This is a genomic window from Bacillus sp. 22475, assembly GCF_052044835.1.
GTDB classification, from domain to species: Bacteria; Bacillota; Bacilli; order Bacillales; family Bacillaceae_G; genus Bacillus_A; species Bacillus_A cereus.
In genome coordinates, this window is sequence record NZ_JBQENW010000065.1 from 1 (window position 1) to 8671 (window position 8671).

An 8671-nucleotide genomic window follows, 5' to 3' on the forward strand; every position below is an offset into this window, starting at 1 on the left:
GTACCCCACATCCATCAACTTAAGGTATATTTTTAAACAAAATGCGGTCTTTCCATATAGTTTTTTATTATCTTTTGTAGATTTTATAAAAGCGGGCATATCAAATAAACCCTGACGGGTTTCAATTTTTTACTATGCTACCTGATGAGTAGAAGTGGTATACTCATAAACAACACCCAAAATATCAAAGACTGTCTTTTTCTCGTATCGATGAGATTTTCGTCCGTTGTGCTGTAGGAGGTTAAACAGACGAAGGAGAACCTTTGATAATTCTTGGGTGTTTTTGTGTAATGCTTGGTAAAAAAGTGAAAAATAATCCTTAATTATGTACATCGCTTTATATTCACTTAGCTCTTTCTGTTTCTTACGTAATAGGAGTTCTCGCATTTTAAACATAGTAGAAGAACATAATAGAATACTAATGAGTTGCCCATAAAGATGACATTCTAATCGCTCTTGTTTAATAGATTTACAACGATGAATTTGAAACCAAGATTTCCATATTTTAAATAACAGCTCAATTTGCCAACGTAATGAATATAAATCATAGATTTTCTCTTTTGGTACCCATTCCGTAGGAATGTTTGTCATATATACCGTAATACCTTGTAAAAGCTTTGTACGCTCTGTATATGTAATTCCTTTTTTCTTTTCACGAATAGCTCGGTCACGTAGGCGTTTCTGTTTTTGCTCCTCGGTACACCTATAAACTACAATACGAGTAGGCAATTTGTCCTTACTCCCTACATATACATCGTGTAATTCATACACTTGGCCAGGTTGTAGTTGTTTCATAATGTCTTCCAAATGAATTTGTATATATACTGGTTTCAATTGAGAGGGTTTTGTTTTAAATACCACTGTTTCGAACTCTTTTCTATATATTTTAGTTGGTAACTTAAGACGAGATAAATAATACCCCTGCTTGTCTTGAATAGACTTAAAGTCTTGTAGATGAAAATATCCTAAGTCACGAATATACAGCTCATTCTTTTGTATCATGCCTGTTCGAGTCGCACCATACGCCTGATCACTTCGTTTTCCTGGTTCAATTTTCACATCAGAAAATTCCCCACTCAACAAGTCATACTCTAGTTGAATTTTCACACCAGCTTTATGACTACATCCTCCGGCACCAGGATAGGTAGATGCGAATCGATCTGGAACCTGAAAGGTTGTAGAATCAAGGATGCGAATGCGCTCAAAGTAGGAAGAAAGAGAATGAGAAATCTTAGATACGCCTCCAATTTTAGCTTGTAGAAGTGTAGTAAATACAGTTCGAAAGAAGGCTACAGAAGCAGAGTTAAATCGCCGATTAAGTCCTTCCGGACTTAATAAAACTCCTGTTGAAGTTTCTAATTGACTACATAGTTGAGTAAGAGAGGTAGTAGCGACTTGTTGATTTAGCCATACACACAAAGATAAGAAATGGTGCCCGTGGCACTTACGTTTTCGTTTCATTCCGCCTGCTTCTATGGCTAATTGATTAAGTGTAGCGGGAGACATATATCGATATAACTCTTCAGCGAATAAAGATAATTCTTGTTTTTGATTCATATTCATAAAAAACACGTCACCCTTTCTCATTAACATAAGAAAATAGTAACGTGCTTTTAACTTCAAAAATAGTCTAAATCCTTAAGTTGATGGATGTGTGGCTGTACCCCATGCACATCAATTTAAGAATTCAGAATTTCCCCGAAACGAAAAAATGAGGGTTTTTGTCACAAGTTAGCACAAAATTTTGTTTGGTTATTTGCTTTGTTAGGTTGATGAAGACGTGTTGCTACTCCTGTAAAGATAGTAGAGGATACTACAATGAGAAATTCTCTAGTATCTTATTGTGTTAACAAGTATAACTTGCTAAGCAACTAATAAATTATGCCTGTTTTGTATAATTTTCGCAAAATGACTTTGACTCATTAATTATTATCATTATAAAATAATATAAGGATATATTTTACTAGCAGTTATATGTTTAGGTATATCCTTTTTGTAATTATAAGGAAGAAATTCAAATTAAGACTGAAACAATAAGTTAGGAAAACGAAACTGACGCAGCAGACAATGCAAAAACTCATGAAGGTCTGTCTATTGTTGAAGAAAAGAATTACTAAAAGAAAAAGGGGATAAGTTTAAAATGAGTATTAATAAATCATTTAGGGGTATCGCAATAGCAGGGTTAAGTGTGAGTTTCATGCTAGTAGGTTGTACATTAAATACATATGGACTTACACAGTCAGAGTATAGAAAAGTAGATAAGTATTATGATGCAGATAAAATGGTATCTGACCTAAAGAAATTGCACTATAGTGATGAGCACATTGAAAACCAACTAAGAAACGCATTGTCTAGAATTGAGTATGAAAAGGGAAGTAAGGAAGAAGAATCAAGTAGTAAAGAAAGTAAATCAAATGTATCAGACACGGAAGGTGAAAAGAAGGTAAAGGTATCTGAAAAAGATTACCCTTATCGTTTGACTGAACTGCACTTAGAATTCCAGTATCATTTAAAAAAACTAGAAAAGAAAACTGATGAATTATTTACAGAAAAGAGTGTCTACATAGGTGAGATAGATTCTTTAATTAGTCACATTAGTTTGGATATAAACCGTTTTGAAAAAATCAAGCCACCTAAAAAGTATGAAGACTACCAATTCTTAATACAAGAAGGGGTAGAAGAGATTAGAAAACACCTAATAAAAGTAGAAGATGCAGTTAGACAGTATGATGACCGTAAGTATGATGGTGAATATAATAAGGATAAAGCAAAAGAAATCATACAAACCGGTATGTTTGGGATAGATGATGGTGTTTCTAAATGGGAGACAGTATTTAAGGAGATAAACGAGAAATACCCTGATATAGAGCAAGAGGTAAAGGAAGAGAACCAGAAACATGCGAAAGAGGGTCATCGTGAGGAGGATTTAAATGAAAAAGTTAGTGGTTCAGAAGTTGATAAATACAAAGCAGCCATCGTAGGAAATACAAATAAGATGGATGAAGTTATCAGACTGATACAAGATATAGGACATTCAGATGTAAAGGATTATGAGTCAAAGAAAAGTGAAATCCAACTGAGTTTGGATATGGCAAAAACACACGTAAGAGACACGAAATATCTTGAGGCACCTAAAGAGTTAGAAGTTGAACAAGAAAAGATAAAACAGGCAATGGATAATTACTGGGATGCTCTGCGATTACTTTCAGAAGCATTAGAAGAACAAAATGATAGTAAGTTGGAACAGGCAAATAATAAAGCAGAACAGGCAATGAAACTATTTAAAAAAGCAACTGAGAGTATTAAAAGTAAAACGAACTAATCATGAAAAGGGGCATATGGCGGTAGCCCTATTGCAAATTAACAAATAAAAAAAGATAAGATCGGAGCTAGGATCTTATCTTTTCACAAAAAAGAAAAAAACTTAAGGGGTCTTCGGGCGACTTGAATTATTTTATAGTAATATATATTAATTAATAAAATAAACTATATAAATAATTCATTATACTTTCATGTACTCTAGCTGATATAATGTGTAAGGTAATTATTGGCTAATTAGTAATACATATATGTTATATTAGGGGGATACATAAGTAATGTTAGATGCTATTTTTGCAGTTGTAGAAATACTCTTAGGTTTTTTCGCATTTATAATAGCTTTGTTTGCTTATCTCTTTTCAACAGGAGAAGAAAAGCGACAAGCAAAAGAGGATTTAAAGGAGCTTTCTAAAACTGCTCTCATCCCATTTGTTGTGTTTGTAATCGTAATATTATTTTTTGTTATTAAGGTGATTGATCATGATAATAAAGTTGAACAAGAACAACAAAGGCTACATGAAGAGAACTACCAACGTTACCATAATAATAGTAATTCTAATCTTGATAAAACCCTGGAACAAGATAATAAATAATATAGATAAGAACCTCGTCATTTCCATAAGATGGCGAGGTTCTTACGCATAAGGAAAAGACACCCTAAGGTGCCTTCTCTAATAGTTTTTTAGCAGAAGCAACTGCATCCGATAATGATTAATAGTATAAAGAGTACAACGAGTAAAGCAAAGCCTCCAGCAAAACCGCAGCCTTCGCCGCAACTACCACCATATCCCATAATAATAGTTCCTCCTTTAGATAAGAGAAAAAGACTAGGGGTCATTCCATGTGTTTTAATGGGTTCACTCTACCTTATGTTTTTACGTATGAATTGAGCAGGTCCTTTTGAAAATAAGGGAAAGATAACTTAATGTGCTTCCCCTGAATGTTGTACACATTTTCTGAAAAATAAACTATTTAATTATATCGATAACGGGGTTATTTAATATAATGTATTAATCCTAACATAAGGAAGGATTAGCCATACAATTAGTTTGTTTTAAAGTAGTAAATGGACAATACTTTTTAGTTGTAGAAGGTATCGGAGATTTCTGCGCCAATTCCAGCGTTTGCTGCAGCTTTATTAATTGGTTTAGGAGTAATCCCGCTTTGTTCTTAATTTAAGGAATTCCAAACAGCTCTACCTTTCAATTGATAAACCCTTAGGCATATGAATGCTTGGGGGTTTTTTATATTAAAAAAGAAAAGACGCCATAAGGCGTCCCCACAAATAGGTAGATAAGACTTTAGTTTTCCAATCTAAAGAAATTTTGTATCAGCTCTTTGAAAGTATATCATAATATCTGATTGATTTATTATGCATTATTACATACTTTTCTCAGACCCTCTAGTTTCTATTAGATAAAATAGAATCCTAATATTACTAAAAATCAAATAAATATTTCTAAAAACCCTAAATATTTATAAGGGGAATAAAAGTGATACATTTAAGGTGCAAATTATAAAAAATATTAAAGGGGGAATAAAGCAGTATTAAAAAACTATTATAAGCGGTGGGCATTTATAAAGGTTATATGAACTTGAATTTTGTTAAAAAGATCCTCATTTAAGTGTACTTTTTCTGACTTGGACTAACGTAATTTTAATAATATGAATGATGAAGGCAGATCCCAATAGGGGCATAATGAAACGAAATACCCACAGCGCTTTAGGTATTCTATTATGCAGTGAAATCTTATTATTTAAATGAATTATTTTACTGGATTCAAAGGATTGAAAAACGTATTTGAAATTTAAATACCTTTGCAGAGATAATAAAGGTATTTAATTAAAGCACCTGTTGGCTAAAGTAGTTTTTCAACAGATTACTAATTTAGGGTGAACTCTTTAATATAATGATACCGGTGCATTTGTCTATTGGGGTTTCAGAAGGATTTAAAATCGTATATCTAAAAAATATAAACATATATATTTTAAGAGAACTGAGCTTGAAAGTATAACGATAAATGTGCTGGATTTACTGACACATTGATAACCAAAAAACAAACTATTTAAGGCCAGTGCTATCAGATACTACAATTCTACTAGTCACGTTAATTATTTCTCACTTGTGGGGGGAACGTAGTGTTTTGAAATGTATCTGTTTTTGTTTCCCTATATGAACTATTATATCAACGGGCTCCTTACTAAAATAATGAAGAATCATCATTTGTTTATTCTGATTTCTGGAAAAGTTTTAATAGATTCATGTTGAACAAACATACTTTTTAGAAAGAGGGGAGATTATTGATGGATAATCAATTACTATATCAACAGCAAAAAAGAGAAAATGCACTTGTGATTGGAGCTGGTATTGCAGGATTGCTTACTGCACGCGTGCTTTCCAGTTATTTTGAGAAAGTGATAGTTGTTGAAAAAGATGAGTTACCTCAAAAACCATCTGAACGTCCAGGTACACCCCAAGACTTTCATCCTCATCGTGTATTACCACGCGGAGAAATAATTATGAACCGTTTCTTTCCTGGATATGTTGATGATTTATTAAATCAAGGGGCCCATAATGTCAAGAATGATAAAATGATTCGATTTTCTCCGTATGGGGCACTGGAACTAGTTATAGAACGAAAAGGTGCAGCAAGCAGTCGAGCATTGTTAGAATGGACAATCCGCCAACGTGTGCAAGAAATTCCTAATGTACATTTTTATTCAAAGCAAGCGGTGACAGGCCTTTTAGCTTCGTCTGATCACAAGCGTGTTATTGGAATTCATATTCAAGAACGAGACGAGTTAAAAACAAAGAGAACTGTGTTAACCGATTTGGTAGTTGACACATGTGGTCGTCAATCTAAACTCAATAAATGGCTTACATCTATGGGATATGATGTTCCAGAACCAGAACGTTTAAAGGTGAATTTTGGATATAGCACGAGATATTATAAAGTACCTTCACATATCAAAGAGAAATTGAGTGCAATTTCTGAAGGAGATCCTGCTAAAAACGTTGATGCTGTAGGGTTATTGTATATTGAAGATAATATAGCTCAAGCGCTACTATTTGTTGCTGGAGGTACGCACTATCCACCAACCAATTCAAAAGAATATGAAAAAGAACTGGATTCTTTAGTTACACCTATGATGAGGGAGTTAATTAAAGAGTTAGAACCAATTAGTGTCCCAAGAGGATTTAGAGCGCAGGAGTCAACTCGTCAACATTTTGAACAAATGGAAAATTGGCCATCTGGATTATTAGTGTTAGGTGATGCTTTTTGTAACTTTGATCCCATTTATGGACAGGGGATGACCGTAGCTGCCATTGAAGCTGAAATGTTAGATACTTGTTTAAAAGAACATTCTACTCATAAAACTGGATTCGAACGCAAGGTGCTGCAACGTATGCAACAGGCTATTGAGCCGGCATGGTGGCTAAGTTCAATTGCGGATTTACGTTGGAAAGGTGTTGAACATGTAGGAGCCGTTCCACTAAAAGGTGTGAAATTTGCACAGAAATATTTTGATTTATACCTGAAACAAGCTGTAAAGCAAGCGAATGAGGGTAATTCATCCATGCTCCAAAAATATATAATGATGAATGGGCTAGTTCATTCGCCTCATAAAATCATTAACTCAGATATGTTAAGGATGTTAATCAATGGAGATGAGTCTTTAGAAGAGAATGAACTTTTGAACGAACTTGGAGAAGTAGATAAGAAACCAATGCAAGAAAGAATACATGAACTAATCCCTTCCTTTACATTAGCTTTTGAGAATAGCGTTCCAAATCTGTTCTCATCGATTTCAATTTCTAATGTCAAATGAGGAAAAGAAACATTGCTCTAATTAGGGCAATGTTTCTTTTATTAGCTAAGCGGTATTTAATCAACTACTTTTTCAATTGTTGGCATTATAGCGATTGGTGGTAAAGAGTAAGTCCAAGCAGCAGCGTATACGTTTAATTTTTCACCTAATTTGTAGTTTTCACCATTGGATACAGGTACTCTTAAAATTTTATTTTGGGAAACTAGCTCCCACCAATTATTCTGATAATAAAGTGCTTCTTCTTTCGTAAAAGTATCAGCAACAATTAAGTAATTATCGTCTGCTGAAATAACATAGCCCGTGAAAGGTATTTGTATTCGTACCTGTTCCTCCTTAATTGGAGAAGTGTTATTGACAGTATCCGCAGAAGCAGGTGTTATGCCAAAAGTAAATCCGCACCCTAATGTTAATGTTGTAATTACTGTTAATAATTTTTGTTTTTTTGAAAACATAATAGAAAGCCTCCTTAAATTTTATTACCACACCAAAACCTTTCTAGTCATTTAGATATAAAGCCTTTTTGTATTCAAATATTTAACAATTTTGTCATAAATAAAACAAAACTGTATGTGATATGTATTTTTTTAGAGTGATTTATGATATAATTCACTAGGTAAAGTATTTTCGTGGTTCATCTTTATATAGTTTTTTACCCTACTTACTCTGTAAAATATTATTGGTGAAGAGAGAATGTTTTCTCTCTTCTTTTTTTATTTGACGTTAATAATATCGATAATAAAGGATGTTTAATATTTTTTAGGCTATTTTGTTGTTGGTAATGAGTTTTGGTACTTATAATAAAATATGGTTTGATTAAGAGATTTAGTCTTGACGTACAGAATTTGCAAAATGTAAGTGTTCCGTCTTTATTTACATCAAATGTTAAATGTATTCCAATTTTAAATGAATTCAACATAATATTTTGTATCTATAATCCCAAAGGAAACTTTACATAGAAATGAAATTTTTCCTGCAGAAGCAGCCTGCATACAAGAAATTACCCAAGATTCCAATTCTAAAGGCAAGCGGTATACTTGAATATTACCATCACTATTTTTTACAGTTACAATCGGTGCATTTACTCTGGTTGTAGCAAAATCGTCCGTTGTTATCATTCTTACTGCATTATTAGTGTGAAAACCAGTGTTTATAACTTCATAAATCTGTCCATCTTTCTTTTTAATAACCATAGATATATTTAACGAATTTCCCGAAAGAATTCTCCTTCCTCAAGTGTGTGAAGGGCGTAGCCCAACGGTAGGTGGGAGATGAATTTCGGTTTGGCGTAGCCAAAAGGTTTTCCTTTTTATTTTGCCTCTGATATAATCAGTCTTATAAATTATAAAGGCTGGTATATAAATGAAATTAGATAGTAATAACCATTCAGTATTCTTGTTGTATTATCACCTTGTGTTGGTCGTAAAATACAGAAGAAATGTGTTTGATGATGATATGTCAGACTATGCAAAAGATATGTTTGTTCGACTATCTGAAAACTATAACATCACATTAGTTGAATGGA

General features: G+C 33.1%; 6 protein-coding genes and 2 pseudogenes. 4 read left to right on the plus strand and 4 right to left on the minus strand.

Annotation, left to right across the window (positions count from 1 at the left end; translation table 11 throughout):
- Positions 1-132 precede the first annotated feature (132 nt).
- On the minus strand, positions 133-1563 hold the full coding sequence (locus ACTJJY_RS31470; RefSeq protein WP_440607037.1) for an IS4 family transposase: 1431 nt from the start codon (positions 1561-1563) through the stop codon (positions 133-135).
- A 577-nt stretch (positions 1564-2140) separates the two neighbouring features.
- Here ACTJJY_RS31470 and ACTJJY_RS31475 point away from each other — a divergent pair.
- Both ACTJJY_RS31475 and ACTJJY_RS31480 read left to right on the plus strand, forming a co-directional pair.
- Positions 2141-3322, plus strand: coding sequence for a DUF7018 domain-containing (lipo)protein (locus ACTJJY_RS31475; protein ID WP_440607412.1), 1182 nt, complete (start codon positions 2141-2143; stop codon positions 3320-3322).
- 274 nt (positions 3323-3596) lie between these two features.
- On the plus strand, positions 3597-3911 hold the full coding sequence (locus ACTJJY_RS31480; RefSeq protein WP_326303273.1) for a fucose 4-O-acetylase: 315 nt from the start codon (positions 3597-3599) through the stop codon (positions 3909-3911).
- 89 nt (positions 3912-4000) lie between these two features.
- On the opposite strand, the gene ACTJJY_RS31485 is transcribed toward ACTJJY_RS31480, so the two are convergent.
- Positions 4001-4111, minus strand: coding sequence for a YjcZ family sporulation protein (locus ACTJJY_RS31485; protein WP_000540371.1), 111 nt, complete (start codon positions 4109-4111; stop codon positions 4001-4003).
- Positions 4112-5622: 1511 nt separating this feature from the next.
- On the opposite strand from ACTJJY_RS31485, the gene ACTJJY_RS31490 reads away from it, so the two are divergent.
- On the plus strand, positions 5623-7149 hold the full coding sequence (locus ACTJJY_RS31490) for an NAD(P)/FAD-dependent oxidoreductase (protein ID WP_440607413.1): 1527 nt from the start codon (positions 5623-5625) through the stop codon (positions 7147-7149).
- A 56-nt stretch (positions 7150-7205) separates the two neighbouring features.
- On the opposite strand, the gene ACTJJY_RS31495 is transcribed toward ACTJJY_RS31490, so the two are convergent.
- Positions 7206-7601, minus strand: coding sequence for a DUF3221 domain-containing protein (locus ACTJJY_RS31495; protein WP_440607414.1), 396 nt, complete (start codon positions 7599-7601; stop codon positions 7206-7208).
- A 447-nt stretch (positions 7602-8048) separates the two neighbouring features.
- Positions 8049-8351, minus strand: a pseudogene (locus tag ACTJJY_RS31500) (hypothetical protein); the annotation flags it as partial.
- A gap of 157 nt (positions 8352-8508) precedes the next feature.
- On the opposite strand from ACTJJY_RS31500, the pseudogene tnpA reads away from it, so the two are divergent.
- Positions 8509-8671, plus strand: a pseudogene (gene tnpA / locus ACTJJY_RS31505) (IS200/IS605-like element ISBth16 family transposase); the annotation flags it as partial.